Genomic DNA, 22,090 nt, shown 5'->3' with positions numbered 1-22,090 from the left:
CAAAAAAGCCAGGCCGTTTATTAGCGCCCAGGGAAACCAGGCGGCATCATACCCTTCATGCCGCGCATCATCTTCGCCATCCCGCCCTTCTTCATCTTCTTCATCATGCGTTGCATGTCGTCGAACTGTTTGAGCAGACGGTTTACATCCTGCACCTGCATACCGCAACCGGCGGCAATGCGGCGTTTACGGGAACCTTTGATAATGTCCGGGTTGGCGCGCTCTTTCAGCGTCATCGAGTTGATAATCGCCTCCATACGCACCAGCACTTTGTCATCCATCTGCGCTTTCACGTTATCCGGGATCTGACCCATGCCCGGCAGCTTGCCCATCAGGCTTGCCATGCCGCCCATGTTTTTCATCTGGCGCAACTGCTCAAGGAAATCGGTCAGATCGAAACCGTCGCCTTTTTTCAGTTTATTCGCCAGCTTCTCAGCCTGTGCGCGGTCAACCTTGCTCTCGATATCTTCGATAAGCGACAACACATCGCCCATACCAAGAATACGCGAGGCGATACGATCCGGATGGAACGGCTCCAGCGCTTCGGTTTTCTCGCCGACGCCAAGGAACTTGATCGGTTTGCCGGTGATATGACGAATCGACAGCGCCGCACCGCCGCGGGCGTCGCCGTCCACTTTGGTCAGCACGACACCGGTAAGCGGCAGCGCTTCATTAAAGGCTTTCGCCGTGTTCGCCGCATCCTGACCGGTCATGGCATCGACAACAAACAGCGTTTCCACCGGGTTAATCGCGGCATGAACCTGTTTGATTTCGTCCATCATCGCTTCATCAACGTGCAGACGACCGGCGGTATCCACCAGCAACACGTCGTAAAACTTCAGCTTCGCTTCTTTCAGCGCCGCGTTAACGATATCGACCGGCTTTTGCGCGGCGTCAGAGGGGAAGAAATCCACCTCGACCTGCTGCGCCAGGGTTTCCAGCTGTTTGATCGCCGCCGGGCGATAAACGTCCGCCGAAACGACCATGACTTTTTTCTTGTGCTTTTCGCGCAGGAATTTACCAAGCTTACCGACGCTGGTTGTTTTACCGGCCCCCTGTAAACCCGCCATCAGCACCACCGCCGGCGGTTGCGCGGCGAGGTTCAGGCTCTGGTTTTCTTCGCCCATCGCCGCAACCAGTTCATTACGCACGATTTTGACGAACTCCTGACCCGGCGTCAGGCTCTTATTGACTTCATGACCAACCGCTTTCTCTTTTACACGGTTGATAAAATCACGCACTACCGGCAGCGCAACGTCCGCTTCCAGCAATGCCATGCGCACTTCGCGCAGGGTATCTTTGATGTTGTCTTCAGTGAGGCGTCCACGGCCACTGATATTGCGCAGTGTGCGCGACAAACGATCGGTTAAATTATCAAACATTGTCTCTCGCCTGAGGTGATACGGTTGGCCGCCAGAGCGACGCATTACAGAAATTTGCCGAAGTATAACATGAAGACATTACTCCTGTATGTGATGCAACTGTTGGAGCCAACGTCACGTGACGTTATACTGCTTTTCTTTCTTCTTCAGTCAACTGCCGACACCCTATGCCCGTTTTTGCTCTGATCGCTCTTGTTGCCTACTCAATCAGCATCGCGCTGATCGTCCCCGGCCTGCTGCAAAAAAACAGCGGATGGCGCAGAATGGCTATTCTTTCGGCGGTGATCGCGCTTATCTTTCACGGTTTTGGGCTGAAAGAGCGCCTGTTCCCGGACGACGGCGGGCAAAACCTCAGCCTGCTGAATGTCGGTTCGCTGGTCAGTCTGATGATCTGTACGGTGATGACCATTGTCGCCTCGAAAAACCGCGGCTGGCTACTGCTGCCCATTGTCTATACCTTCGCGCTGATCAACCTCGCCTTTGCCATTTTCGTGCCGAATGAGTACATCATTCACCTGGAAGCGACACCTGGCATGCTGGTGCATATTGGCCTGTCGCTCTTCTCTTATGCCACACTGATTATTGCGGCAATGTACGCTCTGCAACTGGCCTGGATTGACTATCAACTGAAAAACAAACGGCTGGCGTTCAGCAGTGAAATGCCACCGCTGATGGTGATCGAACGGAAAATGTTTCACATCACCCAGGTGGGCGTGGTGCTGCTGACGCTGACGCTTTGCACCGGCCTGTTCTATATAAAGAACCTGTTCAGCATGGAAAATATCGACAAAGCAGTGCTCTCTATTATCGCCTGGTTTGTCTATATCGTACTGCTGTGGGGCCATTACCATGAAGGCTGGCGCGGTCGCCGGGTCGTCTGGTTTAACGTCGCGGGTGCGGGTATTTTAACGCTGGCCTACTTTGGCAGCCGCGTCCTGCAACAGTTTGCGAGCTAAAACACAAAGGAGTTCCCCCTGGAACACATCTCCACCACGACACTGATCATTACCCTGGTCATCATGGTCGTGGTCTCGGCCTATTTCTCCGGCTCTGAAACCGGAATGATGACGCTGAACCGCTATCGTTTACGCCACCTGGCGAAGCAGGGTAACCGCGCGGCCAGACGTGTCGAAAAACTCCTGCGCAAGCCCGATCGCCTGATTAGCCTGGTGCTGATTGGCAACAACCTCGTTAATATTCTGGCTTCGGCGATAGGGACGATCGTCGGCATGCGCCTGTACGGCAATGCCGGTGTGGCGATTGCCACCGGCGTGTTGACATTTGTCGTGCTGGTATTCGCCGAAGTGCTGCCCAAAACCATCGCCGCGCTCTACCCGGAAAAAGTCGCCTTCCCCAGCAGCTTCCTGCTGGCACCCTTGCAAGTGATTATGATGCCACTGGTGTGGTTGCTTAACGGCGTCACCCGTGTGCTGATGCGCATGGTGGGCATCAAAGCCGATGTCGTGGTCAGCGGCGCACTCAGCAAAGATGAACTGCGTACCATCGTTAACGAATCCCGGGCGAAAATCTCACGCCGTAATCAGGATATGCTGCTGTCGATTCTGGATCTGGAAAAAGTGAGCGTCGACGACATTATGGTGCCACGTAATGAGATAGTCGGGATTGATATCAATGATGACTGGAAAGCCATCGTTCGCCAGCTGACGCACTCACCGCACGGGCGTATTGTGCTGTATCGCGATTCACTGGATGACGCCATCAGCATGCTGCGCGTACGTGAAGCCTACCGCTTGATGACCGAAAAGAATGAGTTCACCAAAGAGGTGATGCTGCGCGCCGCCGACGAAATTTACTATGTGCCCGAAGGCACGCCACTCAGCACACAGTTGGTCAAATTTCAGCGTAATAAAAAGAAAGTCGGGCTGGTCGTTGACGAGTATGGCGATATTCAGGGACTGGTGACGGTCGAGGACATTCTTGAAGAAATCGTCGGCGATTTCACGACCTCCATGTCCCCGGCGCTGGCCGATGAAGCCACGCCGCAAAACGACGGTTCGGTGATCATTGACGGCAGCGCCAGCGTGCGCGAGCTGAACAAAGCATTTAACTGGCGATTGCCGGAAGAAGAAGCCCGCACTATTAACGGTATGTTGCTGGAGGCACTGGAAGAGATCCCGGCTATCGGCACACGCGTACGCATTGAGCAGTACGACATCGATATCCTTGATGTGCAGGACAATATGATTAAGCAGGTCAGAGTGATCCCGGTAACAGCGCTGCGGGAAAGCGTGACCGAATAAACAAAGAACCCTCTCCGGACGGAGAGGGTTCTAACAACACACTTAAGCCTTCGCTTTGGCGACAGTGACCATCGCTGCGCGAATGGTACGGCCATTGAGGGTGTAACCTTTCTGCATCACGCCCAGAACTTTACCGGCCGCAATTTCATCAGATTCCACCATCGCAATCGCCTGATGGACGTTCGGATCCAGCGGAACATCGGTATCAGCAACCACTTCAACGCCGAATTTCTTCACCACATCCAACATGGATTTCAGCGTCAGTTCGATACCTTCAACCATCGGTGCCATTTCGGCGTTGTTTTTGTCTGCAACTTCGAGTGCGCGATCCAGGCTATCCATCACCGGCAGTAGTTCGTTGATGAATTTTTCCAGCGCGAACTTATGCGCTTTTTCAACGTCCTGTTCGGTACGGCGACGCAGGTTTTCCATTTCCGCTTTCACGCGCAGGACAGTTTCACGCTCGCGGTTTTCCGCTTCGGCTAACTGCGCTTCAAGGTTCGCAATTTTCTCATCGCGCGGATCCACCTGCTCAGCAGAATCGTCAGACTCAACAACTGCCTCAACTTCGTCGTGCTGTTCCATGATAATTTCTTCCGGGGCTTGCCCGTCAGGCGTTTTCTGTTCTTTACTACTCATGAATTTCTCCGCGTTTTTTTGCATTCATCTCGCTAACCTGGCTTATTATGGGGATCCGTTTCCGGGATTCAAGGGAACGTGACAGATTGTCATCATTCATTCGCCACAAGGACCACCAGAACATGACCCTCCATTTCAAGTGTATTGGTATTGTCGGGCATCCACGGCACCCTACCGCGCTGACCACACATGAAATGCTCTACCGCTGGCTTCACGAGAAAGGTTATGACGTCATTGTCGAACAACAGATTGCCCAGGAATTGCAGCTCACGAATGTGAGAACCGGCACACTGGCGGACATTGGTCAGCAGGCCGACCTGGCGGTGGTGGTCGGCGGCGACGGCAATATGCTGGGCGCAGCGCGTACGCTGGCGCGCTATGATATTCAAGTGATCGGCATCAACCGCGGCAATCTCGGCTTTCTTACCGATCTCGATCCGGACAATGCCCAACAGCAGTTGGCCGATGTACTGGAAGGACATTATATCGCCGAAAAACGCTTTTTGCTGGAAGTTCAGGTCTGCCAGCAGAGTTCCTTACCAGAGTGCCAAAAACGGATCAGCACCGCTATCAACGAAGTGGTACTGCATCCGGGGAAAGTGGCACATATGATTGAATTCGAAGTGTACATTGATGAAGTCTTCGCGTTCTCTCAGCGTTCTGATGGGCTGATCATCTCCACACCCACCGGCTCGACCGCTTATTCGCTCTCTGCCGGCGGGCCCATTCTGACGCCATCGCTGGATGCAATTACGCTGGTCCCCATGTTCCCGCATACCTTGTCGGCCCGCCCACTGGTGATAAACAGCAGCAGTACCATCCGCTTGCGCTTTTCCAACCGGCGCAGCGACCTGGAGATCAGTTGTGACAGCCAAATTGCGTTGCCGATCCAGGATGGCGAAGATGTTCTGATCCGCCGTAGCGACTATTATCTGAATCTGGTTCACCCTAAAGACTACAGTTATTTCAATACATTAAGCTCAAAACTTGGCTGGTCGAAAAAATTGTTCTGAAATTCGCCGCAAGGGCTTTACTGTATATAAAACCAGTTTATACTGTATGAAAACACAGTTCTGGTTTTTCATACAGGAAAGCAACCATGTTGGCACAACTGACCATCAGTAATTTTGCTATCGTTCGTGAGCTTGAGATCGATTTTCACAGCGGGATGACGGCTATTACCGGCGAAACCGGGGCGGGTAAATCGATTGCCATTGACGCACTCGGGCTGTGCCTCGGCGGCCGTGCTGAAGCCGACATGGTGCGTGCAGGCGCGCCGCGTGCCGACCTGTGCGCGCGCTTTGTGCTGAAAGACACGCCCGCCGCACAGCGCTGGCTGGAAGAGAATCAACTGGAAGATGGACGTGAGTGTTTACTACGCCGCGTCATCAGCAGTGACGGTCGCTCCCGTGGTTTTATCAACGGAACGGCAGTGCCGCTTTCTCAACTCCGCGAACTTGGCCAACTGCTGATACAGATTCACGGTCAACACGCACACCAGCTGTTAACCAAATCAGAACACCAGAAAAACCTGCTTGATGGCTATGCCGGTGAGTATGCGCTCACTCAGCAAATGGCCGAACACTACCGCGCCTGGCACCAGAGCTGCCGTGAACTGGCTCAGCATCAGCAACAGAGTCAGGAACGCGCCGCCCGCGCCGAGTTGCTGCACTATCAATTGAAAGAGCTGAATGAATTTCACCCGCAGCCGGGCGAATTTGAGCAGATCGACGAAGAGTACAAACGTCTCGCCAATAGTGGCCAGTTGCTTTCCACCAGTCAGCATGCGCTAAACGTGCTGGCCGATGGCGAAGAGGTCAACCTGCAAAGTCAGCTTTATACCGCCCGCCAGCTTTTAACGGAGCTGGCAGGTATGGATCCGCGCCTTTCTGGCGTGCTGGATATGTTGGAAGAAGCAGCCATTCAAATCAGTGAAGCCAGCGACGAGCTGCGCCACTACTGCGACCGCTTAGATCTCGACCCCAATCGTCTGTATGAACTTGAACAGCGTATCTCCCGGCAGATTTCTCTGGCGCGCAAGCACCATATCTCTCCCGAAGAGCTGCCGCAGTTCCATCAGTCTCTGCTGGATGAACAGCGGTTACTGGACGATCAGGCCGACTCACAGGAGACGCTGGTGCTGGCAGTAACGCAGCACCATCGACTGGCGCTCTCCAGTGCGCAGGCGCTGCATACCCAGCGCGTGAAATATGCGCAGGAACTGAGCGAACTGATCACCGAGAGCATACATGCACTTTCTATGCCGCACGGCGTGTTCGTTATTGATGTCGATTTTGACGAACGTTCGCTGACGGCAGAAGGCGCAGATCGTATTGAATTTCGCGTCACCACTAACCCCGGCCAGCCGCTGCAACCGATCGCTAAAGTTGCCTCCGGCGGCGAGCTGTCACGCATTGCGCTGGCGATTCAGGTGATCACCGCGCGGAAGATGGAAACGCCGGCGCTGATTTTTGATGAAGTTGATGTCGGCATTAGCGGTCCAACGGCGGCGGTGGTCGGCAAGCTGCTGCGTCAGTTGGGCGAATCCACTCAGGTTATGTGCGTCACACACCTGCCGCAGGTCGCCGGTTGCGGTCATCATCACTTCTTTGTCAGCAAAGAGACCGATGGCGCGATGACTGAAACCCACATGCAGCCGCTGGATAAACGTGCGCGTTTACAGGAGCTGGCGCGCCTGCTCGGCGGCAGCGAGGTGACGCGCAATGCGCTGGCGAATGCCAAAGAGCTGCTGGCAGCGTAAACTTTTCTGTAATATGACGGTCTCAGTTCTCGATAAAATCGACAACAGACCAGCCGCAGAGGTTTTAAACTGGCTAAAGGTCTATTATCATCGGCATATTACATATGAGCCACGTATTGTTCGGGCCCGAAAAGGAATCAAATCACTATGCGCTGTAAAATGCTGACTGCTGCCGCAGCGGTTCTCCTGATGTTGACCGCAGGTTGCTCTACCTTAGAACGCGTGGTTTACCGCCCTGATATCAATCAGGGGAACTACCTGACAGCAAACGATGTTTCTAAAATCCGCGTGGGTATGACGCAACAGCAGGTTGCTTATGCACTGGGTACGCCAATGATGAAAGATCCGTTTGGCACTAACACCTGGTTCTATGTGTTCCGTCAGCAGCCGGGTCACGAAGATGTTACGCAGCAAACGCTGACGCTGACCTTTAATGGTAGCGGTGTGTTGACCAATATCGATAACAAGCCTGCGCTGACCAAAGCATAAGATCACAGAAATACAAAATGCAAAAAGGTGCTCCATGAGCACCTTTTGTTGTTTTTATCGTTAGGGCATTACGATTTCTTCGCTGCTTTTTCCGCACGCTGGCGACGCAGTTCTTTCGGATCGGCAATCAGCGGGCGGTAAATCTCCACCCGGTCGCCTTCATGCACGACATCGTGCAACTTCACCGGGCGGCTGTAGATCCCAACTTTGTTGACGCTCAAATCAATATCGCTGCGTAACTCCAGCAGACCCGACCGGCGAATCGCCTGCTCAACGGTCGCGCCCTCTTCCAGCGTCACCCGTTGCAGATACTGCTTTTCCGGCAGTGCATAAGCCACTTCAACGGCGATTTTACCCGACACGGTAAACCTCTTTCGCACGAAGTGTAAACGCCTGCACCATATTGACTGCCAGCTCTTTAAAAATGTGGCCAAATGCCAGCTCAATCAGCTTGTTGGTAAATTCAAAATCAAGCTGAAACTCAATGCGACAGGCATCGGCGCTAAGCGGCGTAAATTTCCAGCCGCCCATCAATGATTTAAAAGGTCCATCGACCAGATGCATCAAAATGCTTTGGTTAGCAGCCAGCGTATTGCGCGTGGTAAACGTTTTGCTGATCCCGGCTTTGGAAACATCCACCGCCGCTGTCATCTGCGTCGGCCCGGCTTCCAGCACCCGGCTACCGGTGCAGCCAGGCAAAAACTGAGGATAGGACTTAACATCGTTCACTAACTGATACATTTGTTCCGCGCTATAAGGCACCAGCGCAGTACGGTTAATCTGAGGCATAAGGTTTTCCGCGTTCACACAATCGTCAAATAATACCATTTCCGCCGGATGAAAGGAAAACGCTACGCCGGAACTCATGCTAAGATAACGCGTTAAACCTCACAGGACGCAATGAGGTCAGTTTCAGATATCAGATTACCGGATGGCTTCACGACATTATGACGAAGAAAAAAGCACATAAACCAGGTTCAGCCACCATTGCGCTGAATAAGCGCGCCCGCCATGAATACTTTATCGAAGAAGAATTTGAGGCCGGGCTGTCACTGCAAGGCTGGGAAGTAAAATCCTTACGCGCAGGTAAAGCGAACATTGGCGACAGCTACGTTATTCTGAAAGACGGCGAGGCGTTTCTGTTTGGCGCGAACTTTACGCCATTAACCGTTGCCTCCAGTCACTATGTTTGCGACCCCACGCGTACCCGTAAATTATTGCTGAATCAGCGCGAGCTGGATTCCCTCTACGGCCGCATCAACCGCGAAGGCTACACTGTCGTCGCGCTGTCGCTGTACTGGAAAAACGCCTGGTGCAAAGTGAAAATTGGCGTAGCGAAGGGTAAAAAACAGCACGATAAACGCTCCGATCTGAAAGAGCGCGAATGGCAACTGGATAAAGCCCGCATAATGAAAAACGCCGGGCGCTAACCCACTCCGCCCTCTCACACCTGGAGAGGGCAACGCGCTTTCCGACTTCCCTTCTTCGCTTCACTAAAATTTTGTTCACGGATTTTATTCGTGAATAATGCTTCGACAGAAAAATGGCCGCTGAAAATATCATCACCTCGCATTATCAGGCCGTTTGCCGCGATATGGACTGGTATGCCGCGTCATAAATCTGTTATACTCAGTGAACACTTTTGGGGCTGATTCTGGATTCGACGGGATTTGCGAAACCCAAGGTGCATGCCGAGGGGCGGTTGGCCTCGTAAAAAGCCGCAAAAAATAGTCGCAAACGACGAAAACTACGCTTTAGCAGCTTAATAACCTGCTTCGAGCCCTCTCTCCCTAGCCTCCGCTCTTAGGACGGGGATCAAGAGAGGTCAAACCCAAAAGAGATCGCGTGGATGCCCTGCCTGGGGTTGAAGCGTTAAATCTAATCAGGCTAGTTTGTTAGTGGCGTGTCCGTCCGCAGCTGGCAAGCGAATGTAAAGACTGGACTAAGCATGTAGTACCGAGGATGTAGGAATTTCGGACGCGGGTTCAACTCCCGCCAGCTCCACCAAAATTCTCCATCGGTGATTACCAGAGTCATCCGATGAAGTCCTAAGAGCCCGCACGGCGCAAGCCCTGCGGGCTTTTTTTGTGCCCTCAATTTGTCCCGCGAAGTCCGAAGAGAACTAATTAAATCCGAACCTTTTAGGCACCTTGTTAGGCACCTCGTAAAGCTTTATTGTTTTTGAGGTGCCTAAAACTATGGAAACCCGGCAATGGCAAGACAAACCAAACCTCTATCCGTTAAAGAAATCGAATCCGCCAAACCTAAAGAAACGGACTACGTTCTCTATGATGGTGATGGCCTTGAGCTACTCATCAAATCCAGCGGAAGTAAAATTTGGCAGTTTCGCTACATTCGCCCTGTCACCAAGAAGCGCGCGAAGAAGAGCATCGGCCCCTACCCGTCAGTTACCCTTGCCGATGCCAGAAACTACCGTACAGAGTCTCGCTCTCTCCTCGCGAAACAAATCGATCCACAGGTGCATCAGCAAGAACAACTTCGCAGTTCGCTGGAAGCCAAAACCAATACTTTCCAGCTCGTGGCAGAACGTTGGTGGAATGTGAAGAAAGCCAGTGTGACAGAGGACTATGCTGAAGATATCTGGCGCTCTCTTGAGAGAGATGTCTTTCCCGCGATTGGCGACGTCAGCGTTACAGATATTAAAGCTCATACACTGGTTAAAGCCGTCCAACCGGTTCAGGCCAGAGGAGCACTGGAAACCGTTCGTCGCCTGTGCCAGCGCATTAATGAGGTCATGATCTATGCCCAGAACACAGGCCTGATTGATGCGGTGCCCAGTGTCAACATTGGCAAGGCATTTGAGAAACCACAGAAGAAAAATATGCCCAGTATTCGGCCGGATCAGCTACCTCAACTGATGCAGACGATGCGTACGGCCAGCATTAGCCTTTCAACACGATGCCTGTTCATGTGGCAACTTCTTACCATCACCCGCCCTGCTGAAGCGGCTGAGGCTCGTTGGGAAGAGATAGACATGGAGGCGCGAGAATGGAAGATTCCTGCATCACGCATGAAAATGAACCGCGACCACACTGTTCCACTGTCAGATGAAGCAATTGCGATACTGGAGATGATGAAGCCGTTAAGTGGAAATCGAGAATTTATCTTTCCCAGCCGGATCAAACCAAACCAGCCGATGAACAGTCAGACTGTAAACGCATCGCTAAAACGCGCAGGTTTTGGTGGGGTGCTCGTTTCACACGGTCTGCGATCTATCGCCAGTACAGCTCTTAATGAACAAGGCTTTCCGCCTGATGTTATTGAGGCAGCACTAGCCCATGTCGATAAAAATGAGGTCCGTCGCGCATACAACCGAAGCGACTATCTCGAACAACGTCGCCCAATGATGCAATGGTGGGCTGACTTTGTGAAAACATCAGATAATGGAAGCATGATTGAGGGCGGGATAAAAGGAATGCGGTTGGTCGGATGACTCAAGTGAATTAAGACCAGCTCAAGGTTTTGGATTGAGCTGGTCAGATAAAAAACACGACGTCTACATTCAATTTAAATGTATTAGATTAGATTTGACCTGACACAGCTATAGCACAGAGCCAAACCTAATCTGACAGGCAGCTCTGTGCCAGATATAGTCATTCGAACCCTGAGGGTTACACTTTTAAGTGATTCAGGGTATGCGCTTACTGGTTACGAATATTGTGCCAGAATCATGTGATTTGATGATTGCCGCTTTGCTTTCGAGCCAGTAAGTGCTCCACGTTCGCTAACGAATACTCAGGGCATGCAGATAAACTGCTGGCTATATTTCTTTCGAAGAGCGTGGAATGCATACCAATCCCCGGTTAAAAGGAGTTGGTGATGACTGCTATAGATCAGTTTGCTGCTCATGTTGGTCTGGACTGGGCGGATAGAAAGCACGATGTCTGCGTTCAGTTTAAAAACGGTGAGCGCACATTCCATGTGATTAAACATACCCCGGAAGCGCTTGATACCTGGCTCAATGAGTTGCACCAGAAGGTCAAAGGCAGGATCGCTATCGCCCTTGAACTCAAGAAAGGACCGGTAGTGTATGCTCTCCAGAAGTACCCCTTTGTTACTGTCTTTCCTGTACACGCGTTATCATTGGCCCGCTATCGGCAGACCTTCTGGCCAAGTGGTGCGAAGGATGATCCGCAGGATGCCGAGTTAGCGTTAGATCTGATGCTTCGCTATCCCCAAAAGATAAAAGCCATCGAACCCGACAATGCTGATATCCGTTTACTTCTACAACTAGTGGAGCAGCGTAGACTGCTGGTAGAAGACAAACGCCGCTTTGTTAATCGGCTCATTAACACGCTTAAGCAGTATTATCCTCAACCCCTTGAATGGTTCTCACATCGGGGTAGTTTGCTGTTGTGTGAACTGATTATACGGTGGCCCAGTCTGCAAAAACTGAAACGAGCCAGACGCGACACCGTTCGCCACTTTCTGAATGCCAAAGGTGGCCGCGCAACAGCCCTCACCGAGCAACGTGTTGCAAGTATTAATAACGCGATCCCATTGACTGCAGACCCGAGTGTTATAGAAGCTAATGCTTTGATGGCAACAGCACTGGCGACACAAATTAAAGTCGTGAGTGAAATCATCAAAACCTATGACGAACGCATTGAAACGCTATTTGACCCATTGCCAGATGCTGAACTGTTCAAATCACTTCCAGGCATGGGGCCGTGTATGGGACCGCGTATGCTTGCCGCACTCGGTGATAACCGCGACCGCTTTAACAGCGCCGAAGAAATTCAAAACTATGTTGGCATCGCGCCAGTAACCGAGCGAAGCGGTCAAAAATCCTGGGTTCACTGGCGATGGCAGTGTGCCAGGTTCGTCAGGCAAACCTTTATCGAATGGGCTGCCAAGACGGTTAACTCATCATACTGGGCCAAGCTGTATTATCAGGGGATGCGAGAAAAAGGAAAATCTCATCAGTCTGCAATCCGGGCTCTGGCATTCAAATGGATAAGGATTATTTACCGCTGCTGGAAGACCAGAACCCGTTATGACGAAGCGAAATATTTGCTGGCACTGGAAGCGCGAAAATCGCCCTTACTAATGCCGTAGAAAGCTTGTCGAATGTCTCAGGGCGTGAAGCGGAAGTAGCTATTTTCAGCACGTATTGATTATTGAACACGTAATTCACCATATTGAAAAGGTGTCGTTGCGCCGCTATCAATCAGAAAATCGTTTCCTGTCACACAGGAGCATTAGTGTTCTTACCCGCCAGCTATATAGCAATATAAGGAAGCCCTGCTGACTAGGCCTTTACCTTTAGCGGAGTAACTCTATAGTATTTATCATAGGTAACCTTCCGTAAAAGCAATCCCTTACTTTCTATAACTATGCTATAGAAATGTTTTATTTCTGGAGAGTAATTTAAATGAAAATTCCAGCACTTTCAGTATTTGTTGTTGCATCTATGGGGTTAATTGGTTGTGATCAGAAACTTGAGAGTAAAGGTTATGCAACATGCCTTATCACTTATGGAGATGATTCAGGGGATATAGTTTCAGAAGTTTACAATAACGGTGATGTTACTTTTGTTCTAGTAGCGGGAAAGCACTTAAATTCTTCCGATAATCCTGATTATTATTCTGTTAACGATAAATTATACAAAGATGCAAATGACTTCATTGTTCAAGAGACTACAGCATATACAAATAACATATATGGGACTACCGCTAAATGTAAGGTTCTGAAGGAATTAAATAAATGACATATCTCTTTGACCTGATCCTTGTTGATTAAGACAGCTTATTATTAGTCATGCAGTTGTTGGCGTTGCGAACTTCCGTACCTTGCTCAAAGCTGCCCCATGGCCCTACCCACAGCAGTTTCGTGCCAGGAGCGGACATTGCCATTACCGTTTGAAACACTTGTTACATTTATTTTTCTAAAGTTAGTTTTGCGGAAAACATTTCCGAATCGGAACCGTTTCCACTGAACGTATTTTGAGCAACTAGCGTTATTTTTAAAGTACACACACCTAAAAAACATTGAACTATCTTAGGGAAAGGATTAGATTCATCGTACACACATAAAAAGAAACGTTACTCAGGTGTTGGTATTTTTAGGTTGAAAGTAAATTTCGCGTGTTTATCAATAGAAATCATAAATCAAAGGTAACTCATGTCTGAATTTTTATCCGCACTGGTTTTCTCTGCAAGAAGAATAGTAACTAAAAAGATTTTGATATTGGTTGCTGTCGTAAGTGGTTTGTTTTCTTTACTTAGTTTTTTTTCGTACACATTTCTAGAGTATTTTAGTTTCCTATTCAATCTAAATAAAAATGCTGCACCTCTAGTCTTATTATTTATTTCAGTTGTTGTTTTTTCATTCTTATATCTTCAATCAGGGGCTAAAGAAGAACCTGAAAGAAAGGTTGCAAACACCTTAGCCTTAGATAAGTTTTTAAAGGAATTATCAAGTCAAAGAGAATGGACTGAGGCGCAAGTCACAAGCCTGAAAAACAAAATTGAATCATTTGAATCAGAGAAAGGACTCAGTGAAGAAGAAAAAAAAGTAGTTATAAGTAATGCTGTAGCACAAATTAGTGAAGACTCTATAAAAACTATTTTTAGAGATGAAGCAATTGAACTAAAAGATAGTATCAAGGAAAAACTCGGCTTTGATAGATTGACTGATGCCTCAAAAAATATTGTTATTAGATTGAGTCGTGAGATAACAGATTTACGGCTTCGCTCAAATATAAACCTTCTCATTGGAATGTCCATCACTGCAGGGGGGCTCTATTTATTGTGGTCTACAGTTTCAATGGTTGATGCGTCACAATTATTAAAGCAATTAGCATCGGAAGGAAATGAAGCAAACGCGAAATTTATTAAAAATCTAATTCTCCCAATAATTCCAAGAATATTCTTAGTCATTTTCATTGAAATTTTCTCGTATTTCTTCTTGCGCCTTTATAGGAATGGTCTCGCTGAAATAAAGTACTTTCAAAACGAATTAACGAATATTGAATCAAAGTTAGCAGCAGTTGAGTTTTCATATATAACAAACAACCAAGAAGGTTTGAAAGTTTCAATTGAAGCATTGTCAAAAACAGAGCGCAACTTTGTCCTTGAAAAAGGGCAAACAACGGTCGAACTTGAAAGAGCGAAATCTGATTCTGAACTGACTAGAAATTTTGTTAAAATCATCCCTAGAATACTTGGAAAAGATAAAAGATAAAAGATAAAAGATAAAAGATAAAAGATAAAAGATAAAAGATAAAAGATAAAAGATAATAATTTTAATGCCAACTTGTTGGGTGATGTATGCCATTTACGTTGTAGCATATCAATAAGTATTGATGAGGGTTTTCATAGTATCGTTCAATCTTACAGGAGTTAAATTAACGATGAATTATGTCAATTAACATTGGCCTGCTCCCGATTGACAACTACGCCCTGATGTCAGGCGACGCCTCCATCTTTTGTATACAAACACATTCTGAATGTCTTTTCTTCGCTCACACCAGCCCCTCTGTTGCAGGCACTTCCGCTCCGTGCCAAAAGTGGAAAGCCAATCGACAACATATACGTATTATATTTCATTGATAAAAGCCGGTGTATTTACTGGTTCAATGTCAAAAATGTATTTAATAATACCTGCTTTCAGGTTCTCTTCAATCCCCCTTCTGAAATCTGAGATACTTGAGATTGTTGCATCATGTTGCAAATGATGTCTCCAATGAACCTCATCTTCTCGACCGTGAAAAGAAAGCAATCTAGTTAAAGCCATATGCGCAAACATTCCCGATTCTTCATCAATTATATTATGCATAATCACGTGAGAATCAGAGTGTGATTCTGTTGTAGTAAGATCCCAAGAATGGAATAGTTGCTGAGCAATTGGCGACAGATATCTTAACTGCTCATTGTCCCCGTTAGTGAAATACACGTCATCTATGACCATATGCCAGTTTTCTTGTATCCCTTCATCTGTTTTTAAGACTTCAATAAGCTTTTCTTTCTTAAAGCTAATATGGACACCCGAATTAACTTGTGGAGTGTAAGAGAAATCGCCGAGAACTTTACTCATCAAGCTATTTCGCATTGCATCATTGAAATTAAGATTGAAATTCTTCTTGGCCTTCGTAAATACGTCTAAATCTACCAAACTCCAAATTCCATATCTTCTCCAAGCAATTAAAACGGGTAGTCCTAACATTTTCCCATAAGCCCTTAATCTAGATACGTAATCAGGCCGAAAAGACAAAACATTTCCCATGCAAGACTTAACTTCAATTAAAACAGTAGTATTACTTGCACCACGCACGTTAAAGTTTGCTAGTAAATCAGGAACCTGAAAAGTCTCGTTAGAACTAGTCGGATACTGCTGCTGATCTAATTTATGAACTAAGTTACATTGACCGAGCCAGCCACAGATAATAGAAAACTCGTCTTCTAACGGAAGGCCTATATTAAGTCTATTTACTCGTTCAGCGATAGCTGTAGCGTCAGCCGCCCAACCTAGCTGCTCCAGAGATTCATGAATAAGTCTCTCTAAATCTGAAGGTTTATCTCTCAAGGTGCCCCCTATGTTATTATGATAAAAATTAACAACTTATTTATTATTAACTATCTATTTTGAAGAGCACAAGCGTCCAAGTGATGGCGTAAGTATCCCAGAAATCCATGCCAGTAACTTTAGAAGTCCCCTCCAATCCGGCTAAGTCAACGTCCGAGACTGTCAGATTTGATTGTGTGCTGCCGGTGAAAACTGTCAGCTCAAGTCTGAGCTAATACAATTTAAACGAGTGAATGCACTCCAATACCTCCGGCAACCGGAGCCAGTGTTACTATTTGTGCTTGAACGCCATCATTTGCAAGCTTGCGAGCAAAGAATCGGGCTTGCACAGGGTCATGGGTCGTTACAATCGTTTGAAACCCATAGTCAACAATGTAGTCGCGAAGCACATCAAACACGGCTGAGGCATGTACCAAGTCATGATGCTGCGTTGGATCATCCAGCAGTAAAGCTTTCCAAGGCGACCAACGATGAACCTGTGCCATTGACAATAGGAATGAAAGCTGTAAGTCCGCTTTCTGCGCTTCGCTGGCCACTTTGTAAGCCGGTGCCTCACGCTCCCCAACAGGCACCTGTACATGAGCATGAGCTTTATTACGGCGGCGAAGGTATTGAAGGCCAGTCTGACTAAATCTTGGCTCGCGAACAATTCGACTAAGGAGCGATTGCCATAATGGTTCGATATCGAGCAACCGAGTATGGATCTGCTCAACTTCATTCGTTAAAGCTGTTGAGAATGTATCAAGCGTCAATCTTCTTTCATCAACACGCTTCAATTCATTTGATGCTGCGTCAAGATTTTGTATGAGATAGATACCGTGATCCAACTCACTACGTTCTCCCCGCTGAGTGTCGATGATCTCCTGCGACTTCCGATAGTCAACTGCACCGCGCAATCGCGCGATATCCTGTCTAATCTCACCAAGCTCGGCGAGTGAATCGACCAATCGCGACGTTGCCGACTCACAATCAGCCAAAGTTGCAGTCAAAATAGACTGATCAGGTTCACCGGTAAGATGTTGCAATGTCCAACGTTCGCGGCATTCAACCACCCGGTCAAAGTAGGATTGCCACTCTGCATGCGTGCCATCAAAAAGCGATTTAGATTGGCGCAGATTCGCTTCCCCAGCATCGGCGAGTGCTTCGGCTTGTCGCCGTTCAAATAGCTTAGTATCTGCGAGCTCCCCCAACCGAGCCAAATCTTCTTTAATCAATTTTAGGGAGCGAGGCGGTGTTATTAGCGATGAGAACTCCTCACACTGTTGCTGGAGCATTGAAACTGTCGTTTCGCGACGGCGTAAGGCTTGCGCTGCTTGGTTTTCGCTTTCAACCGCACGATGAGCGTGTTGGCGATATTGCGTAATCGCCTCAACTGAGTGCCGTGGAGCTAGCTGCTGTGAAAACTCATCAAGTGCTACCTTAGCCAAGTCGAGTTCCTTACGCCGTGCAGCCAGCCGTTCGCTTGCGATCTCAAGATTCGCTTCCTCGAAGATTTGAAGCTTGCGCACTAAATCGACTCGCCCCAGAAGAGAATCTCGCTCACTGATCGCGCGATCGCGTAAGGCGACGCTTTGATCGTACAATTGTGTGGCTTCATCCTTATTCCGCACAGACTGCGCAACCGCATTCCGACATTCGCGCTCATATTCTGCAAGGCTACGCAAAACTGGGTCGACCGCCTGCAATTGGTTGTCAATTCGGAGCCTAAGCTCAGTCACTCCGTGCTCGATCCCACAAACAGGACAGTCTCCTCGAGTGTCCGATAGATCTGCGGCGATTGCTGCCACTGCGGCCCTGATACTATCGCTGGATTGTTGCAAGGTGTGCAGACGCCCTCTTGCTTCAGTCGCACGCTTAATAGCTATTTCATGCTCAGCCACTTTTTCGCCAAGCAATCGCAGTTGATCTTCTATTGATTGGTTAAAGCTTTTAACGTGCTCGTCTATGACTCGAATTTGCTCGGCATCGGCACTCCATTCAAACCACATGCGAGAAGCCACTTCGAGCTCGGCTGCCTTAGTTTGCCAATCGGCTCGTGTGGCAGTCCACTGTATATAGGCGTCTTCAACATCTTCCGCCTCTTTCAGTGTACTAGCAGTCGATGCGCGGACTGAGACGCACTGAACGTATGCTTGCCGCTCTCTTTCCAATGCTTCGTTTTCGATTTTAAGAGTTTGATGCAGCCGTTCCCACTCCTCTACCTTAATAAGCTCGTCCCTGACGCGCCTCAGGTCAAGATCCGCTTCAATGTGCGCAGCAGCAGCTTGTGTAACTCTAACCGCAGACGCATCACGCATTCGCTGCGCTTCTTCATGGGCTTGTTGACGCGTAGACTTCAATTCTACCAGGCGGTTTGAGGCATCCACCGCTAATGTAAATGCACTACAGACCTCATTCATCTGTTGCAGCGCAACATACTTTTCTCTCAGCCCCTGCAATTCTGTCTGAATGTTACTCGTGCAAACAGCCTGAGCAGCTTCTAGACTATCCAGATTATCTGCGCTTATCTGGTCTGAAGAATATAATTGCAGTGCGATAGCAATTTGCTCGAATGTGGGCAATTCTCCACTGATCCGCTCTTTCGCCTCGTTACGCTGTTGCAAGAGGTTATTCCAAATCTGAACTTTGTTCTGAGCATCGAGAGTGTTCCGTTCCTGCTCCGTCCGTACTTTAGTCACGGCCTGCTTAAGGCCTGTTATTAAAGCACTAGCATATTGGGCATCCTTTCCGATCGGCAGCCTAGTCAGCTGATCACCAGCGCTTGATGATTCTTCTTGGATGAACCAGTGCTTATCGCGTTGATCGAGCAAATGAGTCAGTCGTAGTAAGTACCCAAGGTCTTCCTGATTTACGTTCCCATGCAATTGAGAGCGCCCACTCCAATATACTGGCGTCGCATCTGTGGTAACGATAGCTCTGTGTTCAAAATCGCCGAAATCCAGGTGAACTTCTGCTCGCTGCGCACCTTCCCGCACAAGTGCAAACATATCCTCATTAAGACGGGCTACAGTGCCAGTCAATGCTAATTCAATCGCCTCAAACAACGCTGTCTTTCCAGTACCATTCGGCGCTAAAAATATCGTCGCTTGTGAAGATATGGGGACCTTAACGTCCGCTGCGAATCTTCTGATGTTGCTAAGTGTAATATTCTTCAAAAGCGTCATTCGCCTTCCCCGGAAACATTCTCAAGGATTTGTGCAGCAAGTTCCTGGCCTGTGACACCAGACATTAAAGCCTGACGCCAATGCGCCTGGTCCTCGGGCGAAAACCAACTGTGTAGCTTGGCTGCTTGCAAAAGTGAGGCTGACAGTGGGTCCGCCATATCACCCACTCTCCTAGGGTCGACTGGTGCAGCAAGGAAAGTACGCTTCAAAAACACCTCTCCGCTTTCGTTCGGTCTCTTGACATACTTTCTGCAATATTGATCGTCGGCCTCGAGCCTAAGACAATCATCTAAAGATGCCGATGCGATCTCTAAAAAGAGATAGATATCTGCGGTGGCGGGCTCAGCTAAAACATCGCGTACATCTGCCGCCCAACGTAGCGCAGAGCCAGAGGCATGCAGTGTTTCCGCATGGGCTACCAGAATGGTGCGAAAGCCTCCTTGTTCCATGCCAGTACGACGGACCAACAAGACACGGGCTAAAAATTCTTCGCCCGCAAGTTTTTCCAAATCGATAGACTGTTTCGTTGGCTCGCAAAATTTAAATCGGGGATTGGCGAAATCCCGCCAGCTAGCAATCCAATGTTCAATCTGCATTAGGATTCTCCATCGTAAGCATGTCAATATGCAGTGCGCGTTGTGCTTCGCGCCCTTGCAGCGCTTTAGCAAGAAAATCTTTTAAGCTCGCAATGGTCTTCTGTCCAAGAGCATCTTTATACTCCTGTGAATGCGTTACAATCATAGTTGGCGTGCGCGGCTCTGCGATGCTGTCTCCCCCATCACGACCATCAGCCAGCGTCTTACCGTAGATAGCAGATACCGACGAACGAGCTTGCGGCAACACCAGAACGCGAGCTGTCTCTTTACCTAGGAACTCAGCTCTCTGAGATCTGTCATCATCGTCGAAAAATCTCCGTAAGTCCTCGGCTTGCTGATTTGAACCGGCCCAATATAGTAGCGCTACCGCCCTTACAGACAAGCCATTGCCAAAATTTCGCCAGTTTCGATCCGTCGCGTCTGATGCAATCGCAAGATGTAGAAGCATGACGAGGGCGTCTGCAATCAAGAAAACAGTACGAAGTCCCGAACGTAGCACGCCAATAATGAGACTGCCTTCACTCTTGGCATAGAGCATATCTGTTAGAAGTTCTTGCTGAAGCATAATGTCAGCATTTATTTCATCTTGCCATTCGAGCCAGAGGGCTTCTATAGCATCACGAACTTCGCTTGATTGGCCTTGGGAAATTTTTACACTCACCCGATTCTTCACATTTTTCCAAGTCAAAGCGGTCATTCGCATGCTCAACTGCGAGGCTTCTCCATCCACAAGCGAGGTCATCCGTAGTTTTCTATGGTCAGCAGGAGTAGGGGTTGACCCCCAGTTAGTCCATCTCAGTGCAGAGAGCTCGTCCTCAGAATGCCCAAGCGTCTTACGCACAGTTTGGGCTACCATTGCATGCCAACCATCAACACCAGAGGCAGATACAGAAACGCCCGGAGCAACATGTAATGCGAGCCTCATAAGCGACAACTGCAAGGAACAACTAGGCTCACCATTACATTTGTGTCCGAATTGTAGCTCATAGCTACGGTCTTCTGAGGGCTCCCATAACCGATCAACCACTCTTTCCGGAAACTCGATATCAGTACCGTGTCCAGATAACGTGCCAGAAACCTCCCACTCAAGTGGATTTACCATGTTATAGCGCGCCCAAGCGCGTTTATGCTGCCGGACGTACTGCTCAATCTTACAAGCAATCATGCGGGGAGTGATTGATTGCTCAGAGGAAGCATTCATTACCAGAAAATCCCGAACTTCACGCCTCACAGCATCAGTAGATGAATACCAATCCATGAGACTACTGCAGCAATCCCCATCAATGCGATCCTCATCCCCATGCTCGCATATTTCCAAAGCGCGCAAACATTCAAACATTGCCTCGTTAGTTGAGAAATCACACCAAGAAGATAACCAATTTCGAACTGTTTCGGTTGGGTTCCCCGCCTTTGAAAATCCCTCTACGTTAGCCCCAGCCTTGCTCCACTCTGTGCAGACGGCACGAAGTTGCACTATTGTTAGATTTTTCTTGATCTGAATATTTGCATTCGGAATTGCCAAGCGGAATTTCTTCGAACCGTCACGCTCAGAAACAGGCTTCGCGAAATGTTTAGACAACTTTTCGAACGCGGAGTCGAGGGCCGTAAGATTCTTTAATTCTCCCTTATTTTCGCCAGTCGTTTTCAAACCACGAATTGGTTCATCGTTTGAAAAATTACCCATTTGACGCTTCACTTGACAATGGATCGTTGCATTTGCAGCTCCATGCAAAACAATGTCATCCCACTCATCGATGTCACCCTGTTCGTTGCCAATACGCTGGCATTGCTCCATACCGTCCATATAGGCAATAACAGCTTTAACAGCGTACAGAGTTGCAACACGATAGTCATAATCATCTGCCTGCTTCAGGCGTAACTTTTTCTGCATGAGAATCAATAACTCATCGTTATTAAATAGCGAAATTTCGGGTTCCATCTCTGCAGTCGTCAATCTGAAAGAATTGGATGACATCAATCCATTCTCAAGCGGTTAACTGAAGAGATATATTAAACAACTGATTTTGGACAAAAAATTATTAACGTAAAAAGTTGACAAGCAAAATACAATGATCACGCCCTCGAATCGCAATGTTCCTAGTTCGCTCTCAGTTTACTCCTTAAGGGATGGCAGTCGCCATTTTTCCACATCCCTGGCCCCCGTCCCAGTTTTCACATTTGAACCTTCGCGTTTGCGTGCGGTTTGACACACATGGGGGGGCGTTGCCATGTCCAGCCGTCTTTCTTGACT

At 48.6% G+C, this 22,090-nt stretch carries 18 protein-coding genes and 1 other RNA gene; 11 read left to right on the top strand and 8 right to left on the bottom strand.

What is annotated here, in order from left to right; all coding sequences use genetic code 11:
• Positions 1 to 20 precede the first annotated feature (20 nt).
• Entirely contained in the window at positions 21 to 1,382 is a 1,362-nt protein-coding gene (gene ffh / locus BM427_RS22990) for a signal recognition particle protein (protein ID WP_090126412.1), read from the bottom strand.
• 167 nt (positions 1,383 to 1,549) lie between these two features.
• On the opposite strand from ffh, the gene BM427_RS22985 reads away from it, so the two are divergent.
• Positions 1,550 to 2,338 (top strand): cytochrome C assembly family protein, encoded by a 789-nt coding sequence (locus tag BM427_RS22985; protein ID WP_090126409.1) that lies wholly within the window; start codon positions 1,550 to 1,552, stop codon positions 2,336 to 2,338.
• 18 nt (positions 2,339 to 2,356) lie between these two features.
• Positions 2,357 to 3,643, top strand: a complete 1,287-nt coding sequence (locus BM427_RS22980) for an HlyC/CorC family transporter (RefSeq protein WP_090126406.1) — start codon at positions 2,357 to 2,359, stop codon at positions 3,641 to 3,643.
• Positions 3,644 to 3,685: 42 nt separating this feature from the next.
• Here the strand turns inward: BM427_RS22980 and grpE are convergent, their stop codons facing one another.
• Positions 3,686 to 4,282, bottom strand: a complete 597-nt coding sequence (gene grpE, locus BM427_RS22975; RefSeq protein ID WP_139234457.1) for a nucleotide exchange factor GrpE — start codon at positions 4,280 to 4,282, stop codon at positions 3,686 to 3,688.
• A 122-nt stretch (positions 4,283 to 4,404) separates the two neighbouring features.
• Between grpE and nadK the strand changes: the two genes are divergently transcribed.
• The 3 genes from nadK (at position 4,405) to bamE (ending at position 7,532) form a co-directional block, all read left to right on the top strand.
• Entirely contained in the window at positions 4,405 to 5,295 is an 891-nt protein-coding gene (gene nadK / locus BM427_RS22970) for an NAD(+) kinase (protein WP_074773957.1), read from the top strand.
• An 86-nt stretch (positions 5,296 to 5,381) separates the two neighbouring features.
• Positions 5,382 to 7,043 carry a DNA repair protein RecN gene (gene recN / locus BM427_RS22965; RefSeq protein WP_090126400.1) on the top strand — a complete coding sequence of 554 codons (1,662 nt, stop codon included), beginning with the start codon at positions 5,382 to 5,384 and terminating at the stop codon, positions 7,041 to 7,043.
• A gap of 147 nt (positions 7,044 to 7,190) precedes the next feature.
• A complete protein-coding gene (bamE, locus tag BM427_RS22960; RefSeq protein ID WP_090126397.1) occupies positions 7,191 to 7,532 on the top strand; it encodes an outer membrane protein assembly factor BamE in 342 nt (113 codons plus the stop codon).
• A gap of 68 nt (positions 7,533 to 7,600) precedes the next feature.
• Here bamE and BM427_RS22955 read toward each other — a convergent pair whose 3' ends face one another.
• Together BM427_RS22955 and BM427_RS22950 are read right to left on the bottom strand one after the other, a co-directional pair.
• On the bottom strand, positions 7,601 to 7,894 hold the full coding sequence (locus BM427_RS22955; RefSeq protein WP_090126395.1) for an RnfH family protein: 294 nt from the start codon (positions 7,892 to 7,894) through the stop codon (positions 7,601 to 7,603).
• Positions 7,884 to 8,321 carry a type II toxin-antitoxin system RatA family toxin gene (locus BM427_RS22950; protein WP_208809136.1) on the bottom strand — a complete coding sequence of 146 codons (438 nt, stop codon included), beginning with the start codon at positions 8,319 to 8,321 and terminating at the stop codon, positions 7,884 to 7,886. Before BM427_RS22950 ends, BM427_RS22955 begins: the two co-directional genes overlap by 11 nt.
• 158 nt (positions 8,322 to 8,479) lie before the next feature.
• Between BM427_RS22950 and smpB the strand changes: the two genes are divergently transcribed.
• The 6 genes from smpB to BM427_RS22920 all read left to right on the top strand — a co-directional run bounded on the left by smpB (position 8,480) and on the right by BM427_RS22920 (position 14,738).
• On the top strand, positions 8,480 to 8,962 hold the full coding sequence (smpB, locus tag BM427_RS22945) for an SsrA-binding protein SmpB (protein ID WP_007370697.1): 483 nt from the start codon (positions 8,480 to 8,482) through the stop codon (positions 8,960 to 8,962).
• A 214-nt stretch (positions 8,963 to 9,176) separates the two neighbouring features.
• Positions 9,177 to 9,539, top strand: a transfer-messenger RNA (tmRNA) gene (ssrA, locus tag BM427_RS22940).
• 205 nt (positions 9,540 to 9,744) lie between these two features.
• Positions 9,745 to 10,986, top strand: a complete 1,242-nt coding sequence (locus BM427_RS22935; RefSeq protein ID WP_090126392.1) for an integrase — start codon at positions 9,745 to 9,747, stop codon at positions 10,984 to 10,986.
• Between the two features lie 386 nt (positions 10,987 to 11,372).
• The gene (locus BM427_RS22930) at positions 11,373 to 12,611 is read left to right on the top strand and encodes an IS110 family RNA-guided transposase (RefSeq protein WP_090126389.1); all 1,239 of its coding nucleotides are present in this window, start codon (positions 11,373 to 11,375) and stop codon (positions 12,609 to 12,611) included.
• Positions 12,612 to 12,927: 316 nt separating this feature from the next.
• Positions 12,928 to 13,263, top strand: coding sequence for a hypothetical protein (locus BM427_RS22925; RefSeq protein ID WP_090126386.1), 336 nt, complete (start codon positions 12,928 to 12,930; stop codon positions 13,261 to 13,263).
• Positions 13,264 to 13,676: 413 nt separating this feature from the next.
• On the top strand, positions 13,677 to 14,738 hold the full coding sequence (locus BM427_RS22920; protein ID WP_090126383.1) for a hypothetical protein: 1,062 nt from the start codon (positions 13,677 to 13,679) through the stop codon (positions 14,736 to 14,738).
• A 354-nt stretch (positions 14,739 to 15,092) separates the two neighbouring features.
• On the opposite strand, the gene BM427_RS22915 is transcribed toward BM427_RS22920, so the two are convergent.
• The 4 genes from BM427_RS22915 to BM427_RS22900 all read right to left on the bottom strand — a co-directional run bounded on the left by BM427_RS22915 (position 15,093) and on the right by BM427_RS22900 (position 21,778).
• Entirely contained in the window at positions 15,093 to 16,079 is a 987-nt protein-coding gene (locus BM427_RS22915) for a hypothetical protein (RefSeq protein ID WP_090126380.1), read from the bottom strand.
• A 221-nt stretch (positions 16,080 to 16,300) separates the two neighbouring features.
• Positions 16,301 to 19,243 (bottom strand): AAA family ATPase, encoded by a 2,943-nt coding sequence (locus tag BM427_RS22910; protein WP_090126377.1) that lies wholly within the window; start codon positions 19,241 to 19,243, stop codon positions 16,301 to 16,303.
• On the bottom strand, positions 19,240 to 19,839 hold the full coding sequence (locus BM427_RS22905; RefSeq protein WP_090126374.1) for an ABC-three component system middle component 1: 600 nt from the start codon (positions 19,837 to 19,839) through the stop codon (positions 19,240 to 19,242). The genes BM427_RS22910 and BM427_RS22905 overlap by 4 nt, the downstream gene beginning before the upstream one ends.
• Complete coding sequence (locus tag BM427_RS22900) at positions 19,829 to 21,778, bottom strand: ABC-three component system protein (RefSeq protein ID WP_139234455.1); 1,950 nt, start codon at positions 21,776 to 21,778, stop codon at positions 19,829 to 19,831. The genes BM427_RS22905 and BM427_RS22900 overlap by 11 nt, the downstream gene beginning before the upstream one ends.
• Between the last annotated feature and the right edge of the window lie 312 nt (positions 21,779 to 22,090).

Origin of the sequence: Kosakonia arachidis (assembly GCF_900116535.1) — a bacterium.
In the GTDB taxonomy this organism is placed as follows: domain Bacteria; phylum Pseudomonadota; class Gammaproteobacteria; order Enterobacterales; family Enterobacteriaceae; genus Kosakonia; species Kosakonia arachidis.
This window is presented reverse-complemented; position numbering and strand designations above follow the sequence as displayed.

Excerpts from the sequence above, each read along its gene's own strand:
- smpB (WP_007370697.1), top strand. The coding sequence starts at position 8,480 with ATGACGAAGAAAAAAGCACATAAACCAGGTTCAGCCACCATTGCGCTG.
- recN (WP_090126400.1), top strand. The coding sequence starts at position 5,382 with ATGTTGGCACAACTGACCATCAGTAATTTTGCTATCGTTCGTGAGCTT.
- ffh (WP_090126412.1), bottom strand. The coding sequence starts at position 1,382 with ATGTTTGATAATTTAACCGATCGTTTGTCGCGCACACTGCGCAATATC.
- BM427_RS22950 (WP_208809136.1), bottom strand. The coding sequence starts at position 8,321 with ATGCCTCAGATTAACCGTACTGCGCTGGTGCCTTATAGCGCGGAACAA.
- bamE (WP_090126397.1), top strand. The coding sequence starts at position 7,191 with ATGCGCTGTAAAATGCTGACTGCTGCCGCAGCGGTTCTCCTGATGTTG.
- BM427_RS22920 (WP_090126383.1), top strand. The coding sequence starts at position 13,677 with ATGTCTGAATTTTTATCCGCACTGGTTTTCTCTGCAAGAAGAATAGTA.
- grpE (WP_139234457.1), bottom strand. The coding sequence starts at position 4,282 with ATGAGTAGTAAAGAACAGAAAACGCCTGACGGGCAAGCCCCGGAAGAA.
- nadK (WP_074773957.1), top strand. The coding sequence starts at position 4,405 with ATGACCCTCCATTTCAAGTGTATTGGTATTGTCGGGCATCCACGGCAC.
- BM427_RS22905 (WP_090126374.1), bottom strand. The coding sequence starts at position 19,839 with ATGCAGATTGAACATTGGATTGCTAGCTGGCGGGATTTCGCCAATCCC.
- BM427_RS22985 (WP_090126409.1), top strand. The coding sequence starts at position 1,550 with ATGCCCGTTTTTGCTCTGATCGCTCTTGTTGCCTACTCAATCAGCATC.
- BM427_RS22925 (WP_090126386.1), top strand. The coding sequence starts at position 12,928 with ATGAAAATTCCAGCACTTTCAGTATTTGTTGTTGCATCTATGGGGTTA.
- BM427_RS22910 (WP_090126377.1), bottom strand. The coding sequence starts at position 19,243 with ATGACGCTTTTGAAGAATATTACACTTAGCAACATCAGAAGATTCGCA.
- BM427_RS22935 (WP_090126392.1), top strand. The coding sequence starts at position 9,745 with ATGGCAAGACAAACCAAACCTCTATCCGTTAAAGAAATCGAATCCGCC.
- BM427_RS22900 (WP_139234455.1), bottom strand. The coding sequence starts at position 21,778 with ATGGAACCCGAAATTTCGCTATTTAATAACGATGAGTTATTGATTCTC.
- BM427_RS22930 (WP_090126389.1), top strand. The coding sequence starts at position 11,373 with ATGACTGCTATAGATCAGTTTGCTGCTCATGTTGGTCTGGACTGGGCG.